Source organism: Bordetella saccharivorans, assembly GCF_045862855.1.
Taxonomy (GTDB): Bacteria; Pseudomonadota; Gammaproteobacteria; order Burkholderiales; family Burkholderiaceae_B; genus Bordetella_A; species Bordetella_A petrii_F.
Genome location: NZ_BAAFZO010000001.1, coordinates 2,020,532 through 2,040,773, shown reverse-complemented (window position 1 = coordinate 2,040,773; position 20,242 = coordinate 2,020,532). Strand labels below are relative to the sequence as shown.

Genomic DNA, 20,242 nt, shown 5'->3' with positions numbered 1-20,242 from the left:
GGCGCCAGGACAGGCGGGACATGCCGCGCCGGGCGGGCGCGGCATGTGCCTATTGTGCTACATCAGTAGCGGTAGTGCTCGGGCTTGTACGGGCCTTCGACCGGCACGTTGATGTAGTCGGCCTGTTCGGGCCGCAGCGTGCTGAGGTTGGCGCCCAGCTTCTTCAGGTGCAGGCGCGCCACCTTCTCGTCCAGGTGCTTGGGCAGCACATAGACCTGGCCACGCACATAGGCGTCGTTGCGCGTGAAGAGCTCGATCTGGGCGATGGTCTGGTTGGCGAACGACGAGGACATCACGAACGAGGGATGGCCGGTGGCGCAGCCCAGGTTCACCAGGCGCCCCTTGGCCAGCAGGATGATGCGCTTGCCGTCGGGGAACACCACGTGGTCGACCTGCGGCTTGATTTCTTCCCACTGGCAGTCTTCCAGCGCGGCCACGTCGATTTCATTGTCGAAGTGGCCGATGTTGCACACGATGGCCTGGTCTTTCATGGCTTCCATGTGCGCGCGGGTGATGACGTGGTAGTTGCCGGTGGCGGTGACGAAGATGTCGGCATGGGCGGCGGCCTCTTCCATGGTGACGACCTTGTACCCTTCCATGGCGGCCTGCAGCGCGCAGATCGGATCGATTTCGGTGACCCACACCTGGGCGCGCAGCGCGGCCAGCGCCTGGGCGCAGCCCTTGCCCACGTCGCCGTAGCCGGCCACCACGGCGATCTTGCCCGCCACCATGACGTCGGTGGCGCGCTTGATGCCGTCGACCAGCGATTCGCGGCAGCCGTACAGGTTGTCGAACTTGGACTTGGTGACCGAGTCGTTGACGTTGATGGCGGCGAAGGCCAGTTCGCCCTTCTGCGCCATCTGGTAGAGGCGGTGCACGCCGGTGGTGGTTTCTTCGGTCACGCCCTTGATCTGCGCCAGGCGGGTCGAATACCACTGCGGGTCGCGCGCCAGGGTGGCCTTGATGGCGGCGAACAGCACGCGCTCTTCCTCGCTGCCCGGCTTGGCCAGCACGGAGGCGTCCTTCTCGGCGCGGGCGCCCAGGTGCAGCAGCAGGGTCGCGTCGCCGCCGTCGTCGAGGATCATGTTGGCGTGGCGACCTTCGGGCCATTCGAAGATGCGGTGCGTGTACTGCCAGTACTCTTCCAGGGTCTCGCCCTTGACGGCGAACACCGGCGTGCCGGTGGCGGCGATGGCGGCGGCGGCGTGGTCCTGGGTCGAGAAGATGTTGCACGAGGCCCAGCGCACTTCGGCGCCCAGCGCCACCAGGGTTTCGATGAGCACGCCGGTCTGGATGGTCATGTGCAGGCTGCCGGCGATGCGCGCGCCCTTGAGGGGCTGGCTGGCGGCGTACTCTTCGCGGATGGCCATCAGGCCAGGCATTTCGGTTTCGGCGATGGCCAGTTCGCGGCGGCCCCAGCCTGCCAGCGACATGTCGGCAACGTGGTAATCAGCAACGGCTTGGTCGGTTACGGCATTCATGTGTGTGCTCCGGTAAAGATTCAACGGCAATGTGCGCATTGCGGACGGCCGTGCGGAACACCTATGAGACCGGCGCCCGCCCTTGCCGCCGTCGTTGCGACAAAGGTGAGCGCCGTTGCTGGGCGCCGCGACTGCGGCGCCCGGGAAGATTCCTGAGCCTGGCGGCCCCTGCGTACCGCCCGCATGGCGGGCAGCCGGAGGTCGTCGCAGCGCTCCTCAGGACTGGATCGAATTGTACCGGCTGATGGGAGGCGTGCAAACCGGTTGACGCTGGTTTGCCGTGGCTGGATTGGTTGGTTGATAGTGGGTTCTTGAGACGCCCGAGCCTGCTGGCGAAACCCGGTCGGCCACGTCGCTCGGCTCGGGCGCGCCACCAGGCGCCCTCGGCCCCCTGCGGGGGCTGCCCTCGCTCCAACTGGCCGCCCGGGTTTCGCCAGCAGGCTCGGGCTCGCAATGTCTCGTATCGGGACAATGCCGGTGCCGGACATCCCATGTGGGAAGCCTCGTATGCGGTGTCAGACACCCCTTGTGCACTGCCTTGCTAACGGAGAAAACGTGGCAGGGGTGTCTGACACCAACATGCGGGCATCAAGGTGACACGGCGATGCACACGACATCAACACCAACGGGCCCCATCGCCAACGGTCCAGCGGACCGACGCATGCCGCTGTTGGGAGTCCAGGGCGGGGCTGGGGCGTGCGGGCCGGCCACGTCGCTCGGCTCGGGCGCGCCACCAGGCGCCCTCGGCCCCTGCGGGGGCTGCCCTCGCTCCAACTGGCCGTCCCGCACGCCCCAGCCCCGCCCTGGACTCCCTACTGCGATCGTCTGGCCGACAGAAGAATCAAGCCCCGCTAAGGCGACGCCGTAGCCGCCGGTCCCGCCGCAACCGGCCAGTCAGCCGCGCCGGCCGGGGTCAGCGGCACCAGCGCCTCGAGCAGGTCCTGGGCGATCTTCTCCCAGGTGCGCTTGAGCGCGCCCTCGCGCACGCCGGCCCGGTCCAGCTCCAGCGCCTGGCGGCACGCCATGCCCAGGTCGTCGTTGACGAAACCGGTCGCGCCCGCCTCGATCACCGCCAGCGGCGCCTCGGTATGGAACGCCGCCACCGGCGTGCCGCAGGCCATGGCTTCCAGCATCACCAGGCCGAACGTGTCGGTCAGGCTGGGAAAGACGAACACATCGGCAGCCGAGTAATACGCGGGCAGCTTCTCGTCCGGCTGCATGCCGGTGAAATGAACCTCGGGATAAGCCTTGCGCAGGCGCGCCTCGTCCGGACCGGCGCCGACCACCACCTTGCTGCCCGGCAAATCCAGCGACAGGAACGCATCCAGGTTCTTCTCGCGCGCCACCCGCCCGACATTCAGGAAAATCGGCCGCGGCAAATCGCCGAAGGCATCGCGCGGGCCCGGCCGGAAATGCGCCGCGTCCACGCCGCGCGACCAGACCTGCAGGTTTGCCAGGCCGCGCGCCGCGACGATGTCGCGCACCGTCGGCGTAGGCACCAGCACCCGCGCCGACGGCCGGTGGAACCAGCGCATGTAGCGCCACGGCAGCGACGCCGGGATCCCCATGCGGGCCTGCAGATAATCGGGAAACAGCGTGTGGAACGACGTGGTGAAGCGCCAGCCCCGGCGCAGCGCCATGCGGCGCGCCGCCACGCCAAGAGGGCCCTCGGTGGCGATGTGCAGCGCGTCCGGCACCGTGTCGCCCAGGATGCGGCGCAACTGCCGGCCCGGCGTCAGGCACAGCCGCAGCTCGGGCTCGGATGGCGCCGGAATGGTGCGCGAGCCCTGCGGGCTGACCACGATCAGCTCATGGCCCCACTGGGTCAGCAGACGCTGCATGGTGGTCCAGGTGCGGACCACGCCATTGACTTGCGGCGGCCAGGCATCGGTGACGAGGACAATGCGCATCGGGCGACCCCCGGGCGGAAGAGTGGGCAATAGCGGGATTTAGCCTGCCCAATATGACACACCCACGACAGAAATGTGACCTGCCAGAGACAGCCCGGCCGCGCCGCGGCGCCCCCCGCTAGCCCTTGCGGCGCGGGTAGCCCTGGGCGCGGATGCGCTGCCACACGGCCTGCTTTTCCGCGTCGGTCATGAACACCCAGTTGGCCACCTCCATGGCCGTACGGCCGCAGCCGCGGCAGATATCGTCGAACAGGGTGGAACACACGGCCACGCAGGGAGAATCGCTGGCGGCCAGGCTGCGCTGCGCCGCGGCATCGGGCGCGGCAACGGCGGCGTGATCGGGAGGGGTGTTGCTCATCTGCGAAGCTTAGCACCCGCAGTGCGTCCCCTTTTAGATGCCCCTGCCGCCGGGTCGGGTCAACCGCAAGGCGTTCAGCGGAACAGCCGCGCCGCCTCCTCCAGCACCAGCTCGGGCACCTCCTCGGCCAGGTAATGCGCGCCTGGCAGGGCGCGGCCCGCGACATCGTCGGCAACCGCCCGCCACAGCCCCAGCACATCGAAATTGCGGCCCACCGCGCCACGCTCGCCCCAGAACACGCGCACCGGCATGCGCAGCCGTTCGCCGCTCTGCCGGCCGGCGCGGTCATGCTCCAGGTCCACCGTGGCCGATGCGCGATAGTCTTCGCACACGCCCGTCGCCCAGCCCGGCAGCCCGGCGCAGCGCTCGTATTCGGCCAGAGCGCGCGGCGCGAACAGCGCCAGCCCGCCGGGCCGCCCGCCCATTACCGACCGCACATAGAAAGCCGGGTCGCGGCCGATCATGGTTTCCGGCAGGGGGGCCGGCTGGATCAGCCAGAACCAATGGAAATAAGCCTGCGCGAAGGCGCGCGTGGTGCCCTCGTACATGTCCAGGGTCGGCGCAATATCCAGCAGCATCATGCGCCCCACGCGGGCGGCATGGTCCAGCCCCAGGCGGTGCGCCACGCGCGCGCCGCGGTCGTGCGCCAGCACGTCGAAATGCTCGAACCCCAGGGCCGCCATCAAATCGACCATGTCGCGCGCCATCTCGCGCTTGGAATACGCGGCATGGCTGGCCGAGGCCGGCGGCTTGTCGCTGTCGCCATAGCCGCGCAAGTCAGCGGCGACGCAAGTGTGGTGACGGGTCAGTTCGGGCCAGACCCGGTGCCAGATGACATGGGTCTGGGGATGCCCGTGCAGCAGCAGCAAGGGCGGCCCCTCCCCCTGCACGCGGGCGGCGATGCGGATGCCATTGACGGTAAAGCTGCGCAGCGGCAGGTCAAAGAGCGTGTCGGTCACGATGCGTTTCCTCGCATGATGCCGGCGGGCCGGTCAGCCCGCCGCGTCCAGCCGGGCGCGCACGCGGCGCGCGGTATCTTTCAGCCAGGGGTGGCGCGCCCAGTGGGCGGCCTCGTAGCGGGCCACCGCGTCCAGCTGCGCCAGCGTGGCGCCGACCATATCCCGCCCATGGGCGAACATGTCGCGATGCCGGGCCGACAACTGGAACGACGCCGCCCAGCCATCCGCCGCCCGCACCCGCCCGGCCAGCACGTCGATCTCGACGCGCGGGCCGGCGGCATTGGACACCCGCTGCAACAGCGCGTCCACGTCCGGGGCCGGCAGGGGCACCAGCAACAGGCCGTTGTTCAAGGCGTTGAAGAAGAAGATCTCGCCAAAGCTCGGCGCGATGACCGCGCGGATGCCGAACTGCTGCAGCCCCCAGACCGCGTGCTCGCGGCTGGAGCCGCAGCCGAAGTTGGGGCCGGCCACCAGTATCGACGCGCCCGCATAGGCCGGCTGGTTGAGCACGCAATCGGCGCGCGGCGCGCCCGCCGCGTCGAAGCGCAGGTCGTACAGCAAGCCGCGGTCCAGCCCGGCCTTGTCGACGATGCGCAGGAACTGCTTGGGCATGATCTGGTCGGTGTCCAGGTTGCTGAGCGGCAGCGGGGCGGCAATGCCCGCGATCAGGGAAGATGTCGTCATGCGGCGTGCTCCAGTTGGCGCGCGTCCACGATGCGGCCGGCCAGCGCGGCGGCCGCCGCCATGGCGGGGCTCATCAAGTGCGTGCGGCCGCCGCGACCCTGGCGGCCCTCGAAATTACGGTTGGTGGTGGACGCGCAGCGCTCGCCCGGGCGCAGCACGTCGTCATTCATGGCCAGGCACATCGAACAGCCCGGCTGGCGCCATTCGAAGCCGGCCTCGATCAACTGGGCGGCAATACCCTCGGCCTCGGCCTGGGCCCGCACCGCGCCCGAACCCGGCACCACCATGGCCCGCACGCCGGGCGCCACCCGGCGGCCCCGCACCAGCCCCGCCACCACCCGCAAGTCCTCGATGCGGCCATTGGTGCAGGAACCGATGAAGACACGGTCGATCGGCACCCCGGCGATCGGCGTGCCAGGCGCAAGGCCGATGTAGTCGACGGCCTTGCGCAGCGCGAGGCGCGCCAGCGCGTCCGGCTCGGCCTCCGGGTCGGGCACCGCGCCCGTCACCGGCAACGCCTGGTCGGGGCTGGTGCCCCAGGTCACGAACGGCGCGATGGCGGCGGCGTCGAAGGCATGCTCCGCCTCGAAGCGCGCGTCGGCATCCGTATACAAGGTGCGCCAGTGCGCGCGGGCCTGCGCCAGTTCGGCGGCGTCGAGGTGGCGGGCGCGCGCCTCGACATAAGCGCGGGTGGTGGCGTCGGGCGCGATCAGCGCGGCGCGCGCGCCCGCTTCCACGGTCATGTTGCACAAGGTCATGCGCGCCTCGGCCGACAGGCCGGCGATGGCCTCGCCGCAGTATTCCACCGCATAGCCCCGCGCGCCCTGCGCCCCCAGGCGATGCACCACGTAGATCACCAGGTCCTTGGCCGACACGCCCGCGCCCAGGCGCCCGTCGACGCGGACCCGCATGTTGCGCGCCACGCGATACACCAGCGTCTGGGTGGCGAGAATATGCTCCACTTCGGATGTGCCGATGCCAAAGCCCAGCGCGCCCAGCGCCCCGTAGGTGGTGGTATGGCTGTCGCCGCACAGCACCACCATGCCCGGCAGGATCATGCCGTGCTCCGGCGCCACCACATGTTCAATGCCCTGCAGCGGATCGGTGGTGTCGAACAGGGCGATGCCCTGCTCGTTGCAGTTGCGCTTGAGGTTGCGCGCCTGCAGGGAGGCGTCCGGCTGCGGGATGATGCGCGCCGCGGCGGGCACGGGATGCGTGGGAATGACGTGGTCCACCACCGCCATCTGCTGGCCTGGCCGCAGCACCCCGCGCCCGCGCGCAGCCAGGCCGCTGAAGGCCTGCGGGCTGGTGTATTCGTTCATGATGTGCAGGTCGACGTACAGCAGCACATGCTCGTCGTCGATGCGGGCCACTTCGTGGCTGGCGACCAGTTTGTCGTAGAGAGTCATGCCGGGCATGATCGGGGTCCTCGATGTGCCACGCCCGCGGCACCGCGCCGCGGGCCGTGCGGATGCTTCAGTTGGGCGTAATGCCGGCGGCCTGGATGATGCCGGCCCAGCGCGTCATCTCGGCGGCCACCATGCGGTCGGTCTCGTCGGGGGCGGAGATCAGCGGCTCGAATCCTTCCTTGCGCATGCGCTCGGCGACCTCGGGGGAGCGCAGCGCCTCGCCCAGGCGGGCGTTGAGCACGTCCACCACCGCCTGCGGCGTGCCGGCGGGCGCGCTGATGACGAACCAGGTATTGAACTCGTAGTCGGGCAAGCCCGATTCGGCAATGGTCGGCACATCAGGCAACAGCGGCGAGCGCACCTTGCCGGTCACGCCCAGCGGCTTGAGCTTGCCGCCGTCGACTTGCGGCTTGGCCGCCGACAGCACCGGGAAGCTCATCTGCACCTGGCCGCTGATGGTGTCCAGCATGGCGGGCCCGCCGCCCTTGTACGGCACGTGGAGGATCTGCGTCTGCGAGACCGACTTGAACAGCTCGGCCGCCATGTGGAAGGTGCTGCCGGTGCCGGCCGAACCGAAGCTCACTTCGTTGGCCGGCCGCGCGCGCACATAGGCCAGCAGCTCGGCCACGCTGTCGACGGGCAGGCTGTTGGTGACCGTCAGCACGTGCTGCGAGGTCGCCACCGTGCCGACCGAGCGCAGGTCCTTGCGCGTGTCGAACGGCATGTCCTTGAACAGCGACGGATTGATCGCCAGCGACATGGTGTTGATGGCCAGCGTGTAGCCGTCCGGCCGGGCGCGGGCCACCGCCGCCATGCCGATATTGCCCGAGGCGCCGGCGCGGTTCTCAATCACCACGCTCTGCCCCAGCTTCCTGGCCCAGGCATCGGCGATCAGGCGCGCGGTGATGTCCACGCTGCCGCCCGGCGCGAACGGCGCGACCAGGGTGATGGCCCGCTGCGGGAAATCCTGGGCCAATGCGGGCGCGGCCGCCGTACAGGCGGCCAGGCTGGCAGCGGATATGAAGCGCCGGAAAACGGATGTAGCCATGGGGTCTCCTCTGGGGTGGGCCGCCGGGCGGCCTTGGTTGATGTTGTGCGGCCAGTGTATAGGCCCATCTTGTTCTTATAATTAATGCCTGGATAAACCTTTATTTAATTCAATTTAATAATTGGCGAGGCCTGCGCCGTGGATGCCCTGTCCGACCTGGCTTTCTTCTCGCTGCTGGTCAAGCACGGCAACCTGTCGGCGGCCGCGCGCGAACTGGGGCTCACGCCGCCGGCGGTGAGCACGCGGCTGGCGAACCTGGAGCGCCGGCTGGGCGTGCGGTTGCTCAACCGCACCACGCGGCGCGTCAGCGTCACCCAGGAAGGCGAGCTGTACCTGGCCGAAGGCGGCCGCATCCTGGCCGACCTGGAAGCGCTGGAACGCAACGTGGCCAGCACGCGGGCGCAGCCGCGCGGGCTGCTGCGCCTGAATGCCACCTTCGGCTTCGGCCGCGCCCACATCGTGCCCGCCGTGTCGGACTTCGTGCGGCAATACCCCGACGTGGAAGTGCAGATGCGGCTGACCGACAGGCCGGTCAGCTTGCTGGACGAGGGCTTCGACGTTGCCGTGCGCTTCGGCGAGATCCCCGACGCGCGCCTCACCGCCCGCAAGATCGCCTCGAACCGGCGCCTGCTGTGCGCCTCGCCCCAGTACCTGGCGGCCCACGGCGAGCCCCGCGCGCCGGGCGACCTGCAGCGCCATCGCTGCATCGTGGTGCGCGAGAACGACGTGGCCTACGGCACCTGGCACCTGCGCGCCGGGCAGCGTGTCGAAACCGTGAAAGTGCGCGGCCCGCTCAGTTCCAACGACGGGCAGAGCGCCCTGGAATGGGCCCTGGCCGGCCACGGGGTCGTCATGCGCTCGGAATGGGAAACCGCGGCCTATCTGCGCTCGGGCCGCCTGCGGCAGGTGCTGCCCGACTGGGACACGCCGCCGGCCGACATCCATGCGCTCTACCCGGAGCGCCTGAACCTGCCGGCCAAGACCGTGGCGTTCGTGGATTTCCTGGTGCAGCGCTTTGCCGGCCATGTGCGGCCGCCGGGCAGCGACGCAAACGTGTGGTAATTCAGGGCGAGGGAGTTTTCTGGCAATGAACGGGATTTTTACGGCACGGGAAAGCGAGTTCGACGCCCTTGCCACCCTGTGGGAAGCGTCGGTCAGGGCCACGCACGGCTTCCTGCGGGAAGCCGATATCGCAGAATTGCGTCCACGGGTTCGCCACGAATATCTTCACGCGGTCGTGCTGCGCGTCTTCAAGAACGAATCGGGCCATGTCCTCGGATTCGTCGGCGTCGCGGACGGCAAGGTCGAGATGCTGTTCATCGCGCCGCAGGCGCGCGGGCAGGGGATCGGCAGGCAACTGTTGCGGCATGCCGTCGAACAAATGGGCGCCACGGCGCTGGACGTGAACGAACAAAACCCCCAGGCGGTGGGGTTCTACCAGCGCCAGGGGTTCGTCATCGTCGGCCGCTCGCCGGTCGACGGCCAGGGCAATCCTTTTCCGCTGCTGCACATGCGGCTGGACGCGGCGCGCCAGGCCGCGCGGCCTTGAACGCCACCGGGGCCGGCGGGCATGCTAATGAAAAACCCCGCCACCAGGGCGGGGTCTTGCTGCATGCGCGGAAGGATCAGGCGCTGGTCTTGAGGGCCTGCGCCTTGTCCGTGGCTTCCCACGAGAACTCCGGCTCGGCGCGGCCGAAGTGGCCATAGGCTGCCGTCTTGGCGTAGATGGGGCGCAGCAGGTCGAGCATGTTGACGATGCCCTTGGGGCGCAGGTCGAAATGCTCGCGCACCAGCTTGGCGATCTGGTCGTCGGGGATGACGCCGGTGCCTTCGGTGTACACCGTGATGTTGATGGGCTCGGCCACGCCGATGGCATAGCTGACCTGCACCTGGCACTGGCGCGCCAGGCCCGCGGCCACCACGTTCTTGGCCACGTAGCGCGCCGCATAGGCGGCCGAACGGTCGACCTTGGACGGGTCCTTGCCCGAGAATGCGCCGCCGCCGTGCGGGCAGGCGCCACCGTAGGTGTCGACGATGATCTTGCGGCCGGTCAGGCCGCAGTCGCCCTGCGGGCCGCCGATGACGAAGCGCCCGGTGGGGTTCACCAGGAACTTGGTCTTGGGCGTGATCAGGCCGTCGGGAAAGCTGGGCTTGATGATGTCCTCGATGACCGCTTCGTGGATGGACGATTGGGAAATCTCGGGCGCGTGCTGCGTGGACAGCACCACGGTGTCGACTTCGACCGGACGGCCGTCGACATAGCGGAACGTCACCTGCGACTTGGCGTCCGGGCGCAGCCACGGCAGGCGGCCGTCCTTGCGCAGTTCGCTCTGGCGCTGCACCAGGCGGTGCGCGTACCAGATGGGCGCCGGCATCAGGTCGGGGGTTTCGTCGCAGGCGTAGCCGAACATCAGGCCCTGGTCGCCGGCGCCCTGGTTCAGGTAGTCCTCCGATTTGCGGTCGACGCCCTGGGCGATGTCGGGCGATTGCTTGTCGTAGGCCACCAGCACCGCGCAGCCCTTGTAGTCGATGCCGTAGTCGGTGTTGTCGTAGCCGATGCGGCGGATGGTGTCGCGCGCGACCTGGATGTAGTCGACGTTGGCCGTGGTGGTGATCTCGCCGGCCAGCACCACCAGCCCGGTATTGCACAGCGTTTCCGCGGCAACGCGGGCGTTGGGGTCCTGCGTGAAGATGGCGTCGAGGATGGAATCGGAGATCTGGTCGGCGACCTTATCGGGGTGCCCTTCCGAGACGGATTCAGAGGTGAAGAGGAAATCGTTGTTGGCCACGGATGCGTCCTTACGAAACCGGCGGGGCCGGCACACAGGTTTGACGAGGCGCGTTGCGCCCCGGACCTGAACCTGACATGACGATCTGGGCGCGACGCTTTAGCGGATTTTGCCCGGGCCGCGTACCCGCGCCCCCGGCGTCGCCCCGCAAGTTGTCGGTTAACTCGGCGACTCGGGCCATTTTAGGCGAAAATGCCCGCTTCTTGCTGATCGCCTGCATCCATACCTGTTTCTGGCGGCGCGCCCGGGCGCGCCGCCGGCCCAAGCCCCGCATGCTGCTTGCCCTGTTCCGCGCCGTCGCCCTGCTTCCCCTGCCCGTGCTGCACGCGGCCGGACGCCTGCTGGGCCGCCTGATCTACGCCTGGCCCGGGCGCTATCGCCAGCGCCTGCGCGCCAACGCCGCCCAGGCCGGCTATCCCGACGCCGCCTTCGCGCGCCGCGCCGCCGCCGAGACCGGCGCGATGATCCTGGAAATGCCCAAGGTCTGGTTCCGCAGCGCGGAAAGCCTGTCCAAGGTGGTCTCCGACGATTTCCACGTGGTCGAGGCGGCCCTGGCCGAAGGCCGCGGCATCCTGTTCCTGACGCCGCACCTGGGCTGTTTCGAGATCACCGCCCGCTATGTGGCGGTGGCGCGCCGCACCCCCGTCACGGTGATGTTCCGCCCGCCGCGCATCGCGGCGCTGGCACCCTTGCTGGAAACCGCCCGCAACACCTCCGGCCTGAAAGCCGTGCCGGCCACCATGCAGGGCGTGCGCGAGTTCGTGCGCACCCTGCGCCGCGGCGAATCGGTCGGGCTGCTGCCCGACCAGGCTCCCGGCGAGGGGGAAGGCGTGTGGGCGCCGTTCTTCGGCCGCATGGCCTACACCATGACCCTGCCCGGCAAGCTCGCCGCGCAGACGCAAGTCGCCGTCATCGTGGTCGCGGGCGAACGCCTGGCGCGCGGGCGCGGCTGGCGGGTGCACTTCGCGCGGGTGCCGGAACCGCTGCCGGCCGACCCGCAGGCCCAGGCCGCGCTGTTCAACGCCGCCATGGAAGGCTTGATCCGCCGCATTCCGCACCAATACCTATGGAGCTACAACCGCTACAAGACCCCGCGCGGCGCGCCGCCCCCGCCGCCGGGGCCCGCTGCCGAAACCGCCCTGCCGCCCCATGACTGAATTCAAGACGCGCGCCCTGGCCTGGCTGTTCGCCTGGTTCGGCCGCCTGCGCCCGGCCACCCGCCTGAAAATTGGCGCCGCCCTGGGCTGGCTCACCCTGAAGCTGGCCCGCTCGCGCGCGCGCATCGTGCGCCTGAACCTGCGCCTGTGCTTTCCCGACCAGCCGGAAGCAGTCCGCGAGCGCTGGGCCCGCGAGCACTTCCGCGCCCTGGCGCAGACCATCGTCGACCGCGGCGTGCTCTGGTACGGCACGCCCGAGGCCGTGCGCGAACTGGTCACCCAGACCGGCGCCGACCGCATCAACGACCACATCGCCCAGGGGCGCACGGTGATCCTGCTGGCGCCGCATTTCGTGGCGCTGGACGCAGCCGCCACCCGGCTCACCATGGAAGTGCCCAGCAGCGCCACCATGTACACCCCGCAAAGCGACCCGGCCGTGGACACCATCGTGCGCGTCGGCCGCGCCCGCTTCAACGAGGTCTTCCTGGTCAACCGCAAGGACGGCGTGCGCGAGCTCATCCGCCACCTGCGCGCGCCGCGTCCGGTCTACTACCTGCCCGACATGGACTTCGGCCGCGCCGGCGCGGTGTTCGTGCCGTTCTTCGGGGTGCCGGCGGCCACCCTGCTGGCCACGGCGCAACTGGCCCGCAAATGGAATGCCGTCGTCATGCCGGTGGCCGATTTCTGGGACCCTGCCACCGGCCGCTATCACGTCGAAGTCCTGCCGCCGCTCGAAGACTTCCCGGGCGACGGCAGCCTCGAAGACGCCACGGCGCGCCTGAACCGCGAGATCGAAACCCTGGTGCGGCGCTGCCCCAGCCAGTACTACTGGGTGCACCGGCGCTTCAAGACCCGCCCGCTGGGCGAGCCGAAGTTCTATTGACGCCAACGCGGCCGCGTAATGGGCGATAATCGCCTCATGATGTGGAACTTCACCAAAATGCACGGCGCGGGCAACGACTTCGTCGTGCTCGACGGCGTGCGCCAGGCCATCCAGATGACGCCCGAGCGAGCGCGCGCCCTGGCCGACCGCCATTTCGGCATCGGCGCCGACCAGATCCTCCTGGTCGAGGCCGCCACGCGCCCCGACGCCGACTTCCGTTATCGCATCTTCAACGCCGACGGCTCCGAGGTCGAGCACTGCGGCAATGGCGCGCGCTGTTTCGTGCGCTTCGTGCACGAACAGCGCCTGTCCGACCGCAACCCGCTGCGCGCCGAAATCGCCACCGGCATCCTGGTGCTGGACGAAGGCGACGACGAGCAGGTCACGGTCGACATGGGCGTGACCCGCTTCGATCCCGCCGCCCTGCCGTTCGACACCAACGGGCTGGCCGCCACGACGCAGGGCCAGGACACCCTCTGGCAGCTCGACCTGCCCGAGGCGTCCGCCGGCCTGCCGCGCAGCGTGCAGGTGTCGGCCGTGGCCATCTCCAATCCGCATGCCGTGCAGCAGGTCGATGACGTCGACACCGCGCCGGTGGCCGCCATCGGGCCGCTCATCGAACGCCATCCGCGCTTCCCCAGGCGCGTCAACGCCGGTTTCATGCAAGTGGTCGACCGCCACGCCATCCGGCTGCGCGTCTACGAGCGCGGCGCCGGCGAAACCCTGGCCTGCGGCACCGGCGCTTGCGCGGCGGTGGCCGCCGGCATCCGGCGCGGCCTGCTCGATTCGCCCGTGCGCGTGCACACGCGCGGCGGCACGCTCACGGTCGACTGGAACGGCGAACGCCTGCGCATGACCGGCCCCGCCGCCTCGGTCTTTGCAGGCCAGGTCGATATCGACAAACTGGTCTTTTCCCTGGCCCTCGGCCGCTAGGACGGCCCCCCCTTCAGTGCCAACAGGCCCTACATACCCATGACTGACACCGCTCTCACCGCCCAGGACGTGGCGGCCTTCCTGCAGGACAATCCGGATTTCTTCGACCAGCACGCCGAGGTCTTCGCCACGCTGCGCGTGCCTCATCCGCATGGCGCGCAGGCCATTTCGCTGGGCGAACGGCAGATCCTCACGCTGCGCGAGCGCAATCGCGAACTCGAATGGCGGCTCAACGAGCTGGTGCACCAGGCCGACTCCAACGAGGCCATCGGCGACCACGTCGCGCAATGGTGCTCCCGCCTGCTCGGCGAGACCGACCCGCAGCACCTGCCCGGCGAAATCGCGCTGGGCCTGGCCCAGCAGTTCGACTTGAACCACGTGGCGTTGCGCCTGTGGAACCTGGCGGGGCTGCCGCCCACCGGCTACGGCGAGCCGGTCTCGTCGGACGTGCAGGCTTTCACCGACAGCCTCAAGGCCCCCTATTGCGGCCCCGACACCGGCTTCGAAGCGGCCGGCTGGCTCGACGCCAAGCCCCAGTCGCTGGCCCTGGTCCCGCTGCGCCTCGAGCCCGACCAGCCCAGCGTGGGCCTGCTGGTGCTGGGGTCGGACGACCCCGAGCGCTTCAGCCCGGAAATGGGCACGGTCTTCCTCGAAGCGATCGGCCGGCTCTCGTCGGCCGCGCTGCGCCGGCTCGACACCTCGGCCGGACGCTGATCCCGGGACATCCGGTGGCCGCCCTCCCGCCCGGAACCGCCATGGCGACCGCCGAATCGTCCCCGCCGCTGCCACAGCCGATGGACGCCTGGCTGCAGCACCTGCGGGCGCACCGGCGCTATTCTCCCCATACCCTGGACGGCTACCGGCGCGACCTGCGCCAGTTGGCCGAGCTGGCAGGCGCGGCGCGCCTGCCGCTGGACCAGCTCGCCAATGGCCACATCCGCCAGTTCATCGCGCGCCTGCACGCCCAGGGCCTGGGGCCGCGCAGCCTGGCGCGCACGCTGGCCGCCTGGCGCGGTTTCTATCAATGGTGGGCGCCCGTGGCGGGGCTGCCCGGCAACCCCGCCACGGGCGTGCGCGCGCCCAAGGCGGCGCGCGGGCTGCCCAAGGCCCTGTCGGTCGAGCAGGCCCAGGCCCTGCTCGACAACGCGCCCGCGCGGCTGGCCACCGAACCCGCCGCGCTGCGCGACCAGGCCATGTTCGAACTGCTGTATTCCAGCGGTCTGCGCCTGTCGGAACTGGTCGGGCTGGACCTGCGCTACGAGCGATCGGCGGATTATGAATCGCGCAGTTGGCTGAACCTGGTCGATGCCGAAGTAACCGTGCTGGGCAAGGGCGGCAAGCGGCGCAGCGTGCCGGTGGGGCAGGCAGCCCTGGCCGCGCTGCAGCGCTGGATCGAGGCGCGCCCCCAACTGGCGGCCGCGGCGGCCGCGCCGTCCGACGCCGCCGCCCTGTTTGTCGGCGCGCGCGGACGGCGCATCTCGCCGCGCGTCGTGCAGCTGCAACTGGCCAAGGTCGCGCAGGCGGCCGGCCTGCCGGCGCACGTGCATCCGCATGTGCTGCGCCACAGCTTCGCCAGCCATGTCCTGCAATCGGCGCAGGACCTGCGCGCCGTACAAGAGATGCTGGGCCACGCCAATATCTCCACCACCCAGATCTACACCCGGCTGGATTTCCAGCACCTGGCCAAGGCCTACGACCAGGCGCACCCGCGCGCCGGCCGCAAGTCCTGACGCCCGTCCGGGTCAGTACGTGACCCGGACCCCCAGCATGACGCTGCGGCCCGGCAAGGGAGCCACGCGCGAGATGAACGATGCATGGTTGTAGGCCAGCTTGTCCAGCAGGTTGGTGCCGCGCACATACACTTCGTAGCCCGCCTCGGCGCCCAGCCCGCCGCGATAGCTGACCACCGCGTTGACCATGTCGTAGCCGGGCGTGCTGGACTCGTAGTCGGCCAGGTCGTTCTGGCGGAACACATGGTAGTACTCCACGCCGCCCGACCACTGGCGCCACTTCGCGTCGGCGCGCAGGCCCAGGCGCGCGGCCGGGATGCGCGGCAGGTTGCCGTCGCCGCCGGTCAGCTTGCCCCGCACATAGTCGCCGAACACGGCCGCCGAGAACACCTTGGTGAACTGGTGGCGCACCTCGCCTTCCAGGCCGGTGAATTCCGCGTCGCGCTGCGTGTACTCGATCAGGCGGAAGTCCTCGAACTGGTCCAGCGTGTCGGCGTAGATGTAGTTCTTCACCCGGTTGTGGAAGGCGCTCAGGCTGAAGGTCGTGTCGCCGGCGTGCTTGCGCAGCGTCAGGTCGATATTGCGCGAGGTTTCCTTGCCCAGGTCGGGGTTGCCGACCTCATAGGTATTGGTGGCCAGGTGCACGCCGTCGGCGTACAGCTCCTGCGCCGACGGCAGCCGCTGCGAGCGCGACAGCGACAGGGCCAGCGAATATTGCGGCGCGAAGTCCCAGATGGCGGCGGCCGACAGCGAAGTGCCCGACTGGCTCGAGCGCGGCTGCCCGCCCTCGGGTGAAATGCGCTGCCAGTCCTGGCGCGCGCCCACCTCGAAGCGCCAGTCGGCCAGGCGGTACTCCTCCAGCAGGAAGATGCCGGTGGAACGCGTTTCGCTGCGCGGCAGGAACGCTTCTTCGCCATCGGCGCTGAAATCGCTGAAGGCATTCTGCATGCCGATGACGCCGCGCCATCCGTACAGCGGCTTGTGCTCCAGCTCCAGGCGCGCGTCGTAGCCGCGGTTCTTGAAGGTCGTGCCGACCTCGCCGCCTTCGATTTCCTGGTGCTGGTAGTCGGTCAGCCCGCCGCGGAAGCGTACTTTCTCGAAGCCGGCGAACGGCTCGCGATACTCCGCGCGCAGGTCGACCCGGTCACTGCGCAGCTTCACATACGGCACGCCGCCATGCTCATGTTCGTGATCGTGCCCCTCGCCATGCTCATCGCCGTGCTCGTCCTCGCCGTGATCGTGGCCGTCATGCCCGCCGCAATGCAGGTGCGAGCCGTGCGGATGGCAGCCCTCGTAGTCATGATTGTGGCCCGGCAAGCCATATTCGCTTTCCAGGTAGGTATAGGCCACGCCGACGTAGCCGCGCGGCGTCACCCAGGACAAGCCCACGCTGCCCTGCGCCGATTCGCTATACGAGCCTTCCAGCTTGCCGCCCGGCCAGTCGGGCACGTCGTAGTCGCTGGTGCGGCGCTTCATGCCTTCGACCCGCACCGCGAACTGGCCGGCGCCCGCCGTGATGCCGACCGCGCCCGCGCGCTCGCGGGTGCCAGTGGCGCCGCGCACTTCCGCCTCGGCCTCGACGCCGCGCTCCGGGATGGCGGTGGGGATCTTGCGGTCCAGCACATTGACTACCCCGCCAATGGCCCCGCCGCCGTAGAGCAGCGTGGCCGGGCCGCGCAGCACTTCGATGCGCTCGGCCAGCAGCGGCTCGGTCGTCACCGCGTGGTCGGGCGACACGCCGGAAGCGTCCATCAGTTCGGACCCGTCGGACAGCACCTTGACGCGCGGCGCAGTCTGGCCGCGGATGACCGGCCGGCTGGCGCCGCCGCCGAACGTGTCGGAATGAACCCCCGGCAGGCCATTCAGCGTGTCGCCCAAGGTGCCCTGGCGGCGCTCGATCAGCGCGTCGCCGTCCACCACCAGGGCCGGCAGCGCCATGCTGTCGGCGTCCAGGCCCAGGGGGCTGGCCGAGACGATGACCGGCGCCAGCGTAGGCGCCGCATCCGGCGCGGCCGGTTGCTGCTGCGCCTGGACCGCGGGCGCCAGGGCCAGAGACAAGGCGAGCGCCAGGGGCTGCGGTTTGAAATCCATTTCCCTTCCCGTTAAACGTTATATCATTTCAAAACTAGCGAATGATATAACATATCAACTCGATTTACAGCAGGAAAATGGCCGGCGCGGACAGGCAGCCGGGCCAGCCGCGACATGCGGCGGCCGGCGGTGAATGGGGGCTCAGGCGCCGCCGGCGAGCTGGCCGCCCAGCAGCAGCACACCCAGCAGCAAGATGGATAGCGCGGCCAGCGCCTCGATGGCCATGCGCGCGCGCGCCGCGCCGGCGGTAGAGAGGCGGGCGCTGAAGCGCGTGGCCGCGCTGCCGGCCAGCACGGCGAACACCGCCAGCAGGGCCACGGTCAGGCCGGTGCCCAGGCCCATCGCCAGGGCCGCGGCGATACCGGCCACGAAAAACCCCTGCGACAAGGCGAATACCAGCACGATGAGCGCCCCACTGCACGGCCGCAAGCCCATCGCCAGGATGGCTGACACGGCCTTGCGCCATTCGAGCGCGCCGGCGACCTGCTCCGCCGCGGGCGCGTGCGCATGCCCGCAACCGCAGGCGCCATGATCGTGCGCCGCGGCGTGCCCGTGAGCGTGGCCATGGCCATGCTCATGCGCATGCGCCGGTGCATGAGGAGGATCCCGCCGCGCGCCGCGGCGCAGCGAGGGCCGCACCGCCTTGGCCCAGACCAGCCAGGCCCCCAGCAAGGTGATCAACACATAAGACGCGGTTTCCAGCCAGCGAGTGGCGCGGTTCATGGCCGGCGCGGTGGCGTGCAGCAGCCACGCCAACACCGCCACCAGCGCGATCGCCACCAGCGCCTGCAACAGCGCCGACAGCAAGGCCAGCACCGCGCCGTTGCGGGCGGTCTGGCGGTTGGCCAGCACGTAGGACGCGATCACCGCCTTGCCGTGACCGGGCCCCAGCGCGTGGAACACGCCGTACGCGAACGACAGCCCCAGCAGGCCCCACGCCGCCGTGCCGTCGGCCTGCCAGGCGCGCACCGCGCCGGTCAGTTGCCGATAGAAATGCGTCTGCCAGGCCGACACCTGCCCGAACAGCGCCGTCAGCCAATCGGGGCCGGCCCAGCCGGCGCCGCTCTCCGGCACGCCGAACGGGTGCGCGCCCTGCCCCCACGCCAGCGCCGGGGCCAGCGACAACAGCAACAGCCATGCCCAGGCGCGCAACCGGCTCATCGACACGCCACCTCGATGCGATGGGTCAGGCCCTTGGTGATGGCGAACAGTTCCTCCGGCAAGGCGTCCGGGTCGGCCGGAATGGCGGCCAGTTGCTGCATGGTCTTCCAGTCGAGTTCGCGCGGCGGCTGGTAGGCCGGCGCGCAGCCGGCCGGCGCGGCGGCCAGCGTCACGGCGCCCGGCGCGTCGAAGGCATAGGCGACGAAGTAGGTCGGGTCGTAGATGTCAAAGCGCACGCCCGGCGCGCCCGGCGCCACCGGCTGGGCCAGCGGCAGCGTGAACGACAGGGTCAGGCGCTCGTCTTGCGGATTCCAGCGCACCGTCGCGTCGCGCGGCTCGCCAAACGCCAGGGTCTGCCCGTCCAGCGTCGCGCGCGTGAAATAGTGCGAGATCGGCTCGCCCAGGGCGCTCATCCAGTCGCGCGCCATGCCCTGCAGCGTCTCGGCCGGCAGGCTGCCGTCCGGGCCTTTGTCCAGGCCCTGGGTGGTATAGGCGCCGAACATTTCATCGAATTGCCAGTCCTGCTGGATGCCCGCGATGCGCCCTTGCGAGTCGAACGCAATGCGCGCCCGGGCGTCGATCCACATATGCGGATGAGCCTGTACCGCTGGCGCAGTGCAGGCCATGATCAGCGCGGCTGCAAGGCCGCGGAAAGCTGGCGCGCATTCCATTCGAACATTCCCAGATAGGTCGCGGCCGGCTCTCCCGATGGCGCCAGCGCATCGGAATACAGCGTACCACCGACTTGCGCGCCGGTTTCCCGGGCGATCTGGCGCACCAGCGCGGGGTTGGTGATGTTCTCGACGAACAGCGCGGGCACGCGTTCGCGCTTGACCTGCTCAATGATGCGGGCCATATCGGCGGCCGACGGCTCGGCGTCGGTGGACAAGCCAGCCACGGCAATGAAACGCACGCCATAGGCGTCGCCGAAGTAGCCGAACGCGTCGTGCGAAGTCACCACCTGCCGGCGCTCGGCCGGCAGGGCCGCGAACGTCGCGCGGATCTGCGCGTCCAGGGCCTCGATGCGGGCGATATAGGCCCGGGCGCGCGCCTGATAGGCGGAGGCCCGCGCCGGGTCGGCGGCCGCCAGCCCGGCCGCGATATTGCGCACATATGCCGCGCCATTGGACAGGCTCTGCCAGGCATGCGGGTCGACGTCGCCGTGATGATGATGCCCCCCGCCCGCCGCCTGGCCATGGTCGTGGCCGTGGTCGTGGTCGTGGTCGTGGTCGTGGTCGTGGTCGCCATCATGGTGATGGCTGTGGGCGTCGGCGTCGAACTTGCGGGGCGCGATGCCCGCCGATGCGACCACGCTGCGCCCCGTGAACCCTGCCGCCTTCGCCAGGCGCGGCAGCCAGCTCTCGAAACCCAGGCCGTTCTCGACCAGCACGGCGGCCTTGGCCAGCTCGCGCGCCGCCGCCGGGGTCGGCTCGTATCCGTGCGCGTCGCCGTCCGGCCCGACCAGCGTGGTCACCGCCACATCGTCGCCGCCGACGATGCGTACCATGTCGCCCAGCACCGAGAACGTGGCCACCACCGGCACGGGGGGCGCACCGCGCGCCGCCAGCGGCGCGGACACGCAAGCCGCGCCCAGGGCCAGCATCATCAATACGCGGCGCCGCGCCTGGGCGGCAAAGAACCGATGCATG

The 20,242-nt window shown here is 69.8% G+C and carries 19 protein-coding genes and 1 riboswitch; of the genes, 7 read left to right on the top strand and 12 right to left on the bottom strand.

Going from position 1 to position 20,242, the window contains the following annotated elements; all coding sequences use genetic code 11:
* Positions 1-62: 62 nt before the first annotated feature.
* From ahcY to ACKTT0_RS09785, 7 genes are all read right to left on the bottom strand, one after another.
* A complete protein-coding gene (gene ahcY, locus ACKTT0_RS09815; RefSeq protein ID WP_407849714.1) occupies positions 63-1,481 on the bottom strand; it encodes an adenosylhomocysteinase in 1,419 nt (472 codons plus the stop codon).
* Between the two features lie 100 nt (positions 1,482-1,581).
* Positions 1,582-1,705: riboswitch (S-adenosyl-L-homocysteine riboswitch) on the bottom strand.
* A gap of 627 nt (positions 1,706-2,332) precedes the next feature.
* Positions 2,333-3,391, bottom strand: a complete 1,059-nt coding sequence (locus ACKTT0_RS09810) for a glycosyltransferase family 4 protein (protein ID WP_407849713.1) — start codon at positions 3,389-3,391, stop codon at positions 2,333-2,335.
* 118 nt (positions 3,392-3,509) lie between these two features.
* Positions 3,510-3,749, bottom strand: coding sequence for a DUF1289 domain-containing protein (locus tag ACKTT0_RS09805; protein WP_094807992.1), 240 nt, complete (start codon positions 3,747-3,749; stop codon positions 3,510-3,512).
* Positions 3,750-3,823: 74 nt separating this feature from the next.
* Entirely contained in the window at positions 3,824-4,708 is an 885-nt protein-coding gene (locus ACKTT0_RS09800; protein ID WP_407849712.1) for an alpha/beta fold hydrolase, read from the bottom strand.
* A gap of 33 nt (positions 4,709-4,741) precedes the next feature.
* Positions 4,742-5,392, bottom strand: a complete 651-nt coding sequence (leuD, locus tag ACKTT0_RS09795) for a 3-isopropylmalate dehydratase small subunit (RefSeq protein ID WP_407849711.1) — start codon at positions 5,390-5,392, stop codon at positions 4,742-4,744.
* Positions 5,389-6,810 carry a 3-isopropylmalate dehydratase large subunit gene (leuC, locus tag ACKTT0_RS09790; RefSeq protein ID WP_407849710.1) on the bottom strand — a complete coding sequence of 474 codons (1,422 nt, stop codon included), beginning with the start codon at positions 6,808-6,810 and terminating at the stop codon, positions 5,389-5,391. The genes leuD and leuC overlap by 4 nt, the downstream gene beginning before the upstream one ends.
* Before the next feature lie 58 nt (positions 6,811-6,868).
* Positions 6,869-7,849, bottom strand: coding sequence for a tripartite tricarboxylate transporter substrate binding protein (locus tag ACKTT0_RS09785; protein ID WP_407849709.1), 981 nt, complete (start codon positions 7,847-7,849; stop codon positions 6,869-6,871).
* Between the two features lie 138 nt (positions 7,850-7,987).
* On the opposite strand from ACKTT0_RS09785, the gene ACKTT0_RS09780 reads away from it, so the two are divergent.
* Complete coding sequence (locus ACKTT0_RS09780) at positions 7,988-8,911, top strand: LysR family transcriptional regulator (RefSeq protein WP_407849708.1); 924 nt, start codon at positions 7,988-7,990, stop codon at positions 8,909-8,911.
* Between the two features lie 25 nt (positions 8,912-8,936).
* Complete coding sequence (locus ACKTT0_RS09775) at positions 8,937-9,398, top strand: GNAT family N-acetyltransferase (protein ID WP_407849707.1); 462 nt, start codon at positions 8,937-8,939, stop codon at positions 9,396-9,398.
* 76 nt (positions 9,399-9,474) lie between these two features.
* Here ACKTT0_RS09775 and metK read toward each other — a convergent pair whose 3' ends face one another.
* Positions 9,475-10,638, bottom strand: coding sequence for a methionine adenosyltransferase (metK, locus tag ACKTT0_RS09770; RefSeq protein WP_407849706.1), 1,164 nt, complete (start codon positions 10,636-10,638; stop codon positions 9,475-9,477).
* Positions 10,639-10,910: 272 nt separating this feature from the next.
* On the opposite strand from metK, the gene ACKTT0_RS09765 reads away from it, so the two are divergent.
* From ACKTT0_RS09765 to xerC, 5 genes are read left to right on the top strand one after another with little or no spacing between them, the layout of a single operon-like run.
* Entirely contained in the window at positions 10,911-11,795 is an 885-nt protein-coding gene (locus ACKTT0_RS09765) for a lysophospholipid acyltransferase family protein (protein WP_407849705.1), read from the top strand.
* Positions 11,788-12,678 carry a lysophospholipid acyltransferase family protein gene (locus tag ACKTT0_RS09760; RefSeq protein WP_407849704.1) on the top strand — a complete coding sequence of 297 codons (891 nt, stop codon included), beginning with the start codon at positions 11,788-11,790 and terminating at the stop codon, positions 12,676-12,678. The genes ACKTT0_RS09765 and ACKTT0_RS09760 overlap by 8 nt, the downstream gene beginning before the upstream one ends.
* A gap of 18 nt (positions 12,679-12,696) precedes the next feature.
* The gene (gene dapF, locus ACKTT0_RS09755; RefSeq protein ID WP_407849703.1) at positions 12,697-13,611 is read left to right on the top strand and encodes a diaminopimelate epimerase; all 915 of its coding nucleotides are present in this window, start codon (positions 12,697-12,699) and stop codon (positions 13,609-13,611) included.
* A gap of 39 nt (positions 13,612-13,650) precedes the next feature.
* A complete protein-coding gene (locus ACKTT0_RS09750; RefSeq protein WP_407849702.1) occupies positions 13,651-14,325 on the top strand; it encodes a DUF484 family protein in 675 nt (224 codons plus the stop codon).
* A 41-nt stretch (positions 14,326-14,366) separates the two neighbouring features.
* The gene (xerC, locus tag ACKTT0_RS09745; protein WP_407849701.1) at positions 14,367-15,341 is read left to right on the top strand and encodes a tyrosine recombinase XerC; all 975 of its coding nucleotides are present in this window, start codon (positions 14,367-14,369) and stop codon (positions 15,339-15,341) included.
* Between the two features lie 12 nt (positions 15,342-15,353).
* On the opposite strand, the gene ACKTT0_RS09740 is transcribed toward xerC, so the two are convergent.
* From ACKTT0_RS09740 to ACKTT0_RS09725, 4 genes are all read right to left on the bottom strand, one after another.
* On the bottom strand, positions 15,354-17,432 hold the full coding sequence (locus ACKTT0_RS09740; RefSeq protein WP_407849700.1) for a TonB-dependent receptor domain-containing protein: 2,079 nt from the start codon (positions 17,430-17,432) through the stop codon (positions 15,354-15,356).
* A gap of 141 nt (positions 17,433-17,573) precedes the next feature.
* Positions 17,574-18,593 (bottom strand): nickel/cobalt transporter, encoded by a 1,020-nt coding sequence (locus ACKTT0_RS09735; RefSeq protein ID WP_407849699.1) that lies wholly within the window; start codon positions 18,591-18,593, stop codon positions 17,574-17,576.
* Positions 18,590-19,180 (bottom strand): DUF1007 family protein, encoded by a 591-nt coding sequence (locus ACKTT0_RS09730; protein ID WP_407849698.1) that lies wholly within the window; start codon positions 19,178-19,180, stop codon positions 18,590-18,592. The genes ACKTT0_RS09735 and ACKTT0_RS09730 overlap by 4 nt, the downstream gene beginning before the upstream one ends.
* A gap of 41 nt (positions 19,181-19,221) precedes the next feature.
* Complete coding sequence (locus ACKTT0_RS09725; RefSeq protein ID WP_407849697.1) at positions 19,222-20,241, bottom strand: metal ABC transporter solute-binding protein, Zn/Mn family; 1,020 nt, start codon at positions 20,239-20,241, stop codon at positions 19,222-19,224.
* Position 20,242: the final 1 nt, after the last annotated feature.

Excerpts from the sequence above, each read along its gene's own strand:
- ACKTT0_RS09765 (WP_407849705.1), top strand. The coding sequence starts at position 10,911 with ATGCTGCTTGCCCTGTTCCGCGCCGTCGCCCTGCTTCCCCTGCCCGTG.
- ACKTT0_RS09735 (WP_407849699.1), bottom strand. The coding sequence starts at position 18,593 with ATGAGCCGGTTGCGCGCCTGGGCATGGCTGTTGCTGTTGTCGCTGGCC.
- ACKTT0_RS09785 (WP_407849709.1), bottom strand. The coding sequence starts at position 7,849 with ATGGCTACATCCGTTTTCCGGCGCTTCATATCCGCTGCCAGCCTGGCC.
- ACKTT0_RS09750 (WP_407849702.1), top strand. The coding sequence starts at position 13,651 with ATGACTGACACCGCTCTCACCGCCCAGGACGTGGCGGCCTTCCTGCAG.
- ACKTT0_RS09805 (WP_094807992.1), bottom strand. The coding sequence starts at position 3,749 with ATGAGCAACACCCCTCCCGATCACGCCGCCGTTGCCGCGCCCGATGCC.
- ACKTT0_RS09730 (WP_407849698.1), bottom strand. The coding sequence starts at position 19,180 with ATGTGGATCGACGCCCGGGCGCGCATTGCGTTCGACTCGCAAGGGCGC.
- leuD (WP_407849711.1), bottom strand. The coding sequence starts at position 5,392 with ATGACGACATCTTCCCTGATCGCGGGCATTGCCGCCCCGCTGCCGCTC.
- dapF (WP_407849703.1), top strand. The coding sequence starts at position 12,697 with ATGGGCGATAATCGCCTCATGATGTGGAACTTCACCAAAATGCACGGC.
- ACKTT0_RS09740 (WP_407849700.1), bottom strand. The coding sequence starts at position 17,432 with ATGGATTTCAAACCGCAGCCCCTGGCGCTCGCCTTGTCTCTGGCCCTG.
- ACKTT0_RS09775 (WP_407849707.1), top strand. The coding sequence starts at position 8,937 with ATGAACGGGATTTTTACGGCACGGGAAAGCGAGTTCGACGCCCTTGCC.
- ACKTT0_RS09760 (WP_407849704.1), top strand. The coding sequence starts at position 11,788 with ATGACTGAATTCAAGACGCGCGCCCTGGCCTGGCTGTTCGCCTGGTTC.
- xerC (WP_407849701.1), top strand. The coding sequence starts at position 14,367 with ATGGCGACCGCCGAATCGTCCCCGCCGCTGCCACAGCCGATGGACGCC.
- ahcY (WP_407849714.1), bottom strand. The coding sequence starts at position 1,481 with ATGAATGCCGTAACCGACCAAGCCGTTGCTGATTACCACGTTGCCGAC.
- ACKTT0_RS09725 (WP_407849697.1), bottom strand. The coding sequence starts at position 20,241 with ATGCATCGGTTCTTTGCCGCCCAGGCGCGGCGCCGCGTATTGATGATG.
- leuC (WP_407849710.1), bottom strand. The coding sequence starts at position 6,810 with ATGCCCGGCATGACTCTCTACGACAAACTGGTCGCCAGCCACGAAGTG.
- ACKTT0_RS09810 (WP_407849713.1), bottom strand. The coding sequence starts at position 3,391 with ATGCGCATTGTCCTCGTCACCGATGCCTGGCCGCCGCAAGTCAATGGC.